This window comes from Actinoplanes awajinensis subsp. mycoplanecinus (genome assembly GCF_001509495.1).
GTDB classification, from domain to species: Bacteria; Actinomycetota; Actinomycetes; order Mycobacteriales; family Micromonosporaceae; genus Actinoplanes; species Actinoplanes palleronii.
This window is the reverse complement of sequence record NZ_LLZH01000125.1, coordinates 1-983: the sequence shown is the minus strand read 5'-3', so window position 1 is coordinate 983 and position 983 is coordinate 1. Positions and strand designations below refer to the sequence as shown.

At 70.3% G+C, this 983-nt stretch carries 1 protein-coding gene; it reads left to right on the top strand.

All coding sequences use genetic code 11. The features are described 5' to 3' along the window. Nucleotides 1-121 precede the first annotated feature (121 nt). Nucleotides 122-502 (top strand): hypothetical protein, encoded by a 381-nt coding sequence (locus ADL15_RS16995; RefSeq protein ID WP_067691441.1) that lies wholly within the window; start codon nt 122-124, stop codon nt 500-502. Nucleotides 503-983: the final 481 nt, after the last annotated feature.

Genomic DNA, 983 nt, shown 5'->3' with positions numbered 1-983 from the left:
TCCCGCCGCGCCCTCCCCCGCCGCGCCCTCTCCTGCGGCTCCCTCTTCCCCGGCGCCCTCTTCCGCGGCTCCCTCTTCCCCGGCGAAGACTCGGCCGCGGGATGCCGCGCTCGGCACCGGGCTGGGGCGGGTGTTGCTGCTGGTCTACGGCACGTTCGCGCTCTCGGCCAGCGCCCGCGCCCTGGTCCAGATCACCACGCACTTCGGCGAGGCCCCACTGGCCTACCTGCTCTCCGGGCTGGCCGGCCTGGTCTACATCGCGGCCACCGTCGGCCTGGCGGTCGGCGGGGTCCGCGGCCGACTGATCGCCCTGGTCAGCTGCACCATCGAGCTGATCGGCGTGCTGGTCGTCGGCACCCTGAGCATCGCCGACCGGGTCGCCTTCCCGGACGCCACGGTCTGGTCCCGCTTCGGCAGCGGCTACGGCTACGTCCCCCTGGTCCTCCCGTTCATCGGCCTGTGGTGGATCTGGCGCCACAAGCCCCAACCCACCGACTCCTGAAGTCAGGCGTTCCGGCTGGCTCTCAGGGGTGTCTCCGCGTCGCGGAGACACCCCTGAGGACCAGCCCAAACCTGGAGCCGCTCTTCGGCAGCAGGCACCAACAGCCGTGCGGACGGACCCGGACCCAGACAGGCGCCGGCAGGCGCCAGGCGCGGGGCGGAGCGGAGAGCGGGGCGGCGCGCGGCGCGGACTGACTGGTTGGCGGGCTGGCGGCGGATCGCTGATGGCTGGGGCAGTACAGCTCGCCAGGCGGGGTGGCGGTAGGTCGCGGTCCAGCCAACCGGCTGGCCCTCTCTGCCCTTAGGGCCTGTCAGGAATCAACTCGCTGGTTTGATCTCGAGTCCGGCTTTTTGGATGTATGCGGTTAGTTCGGTGAGAGTTTTGAGGCGGATATCGGCGGGTGTGATGGTTTGCCGGGTTTTTGTGAGGATGTTGCGGGTGTGCCGGACGGCGATGTTGATGGTGGTCAGTGAGACGCCGA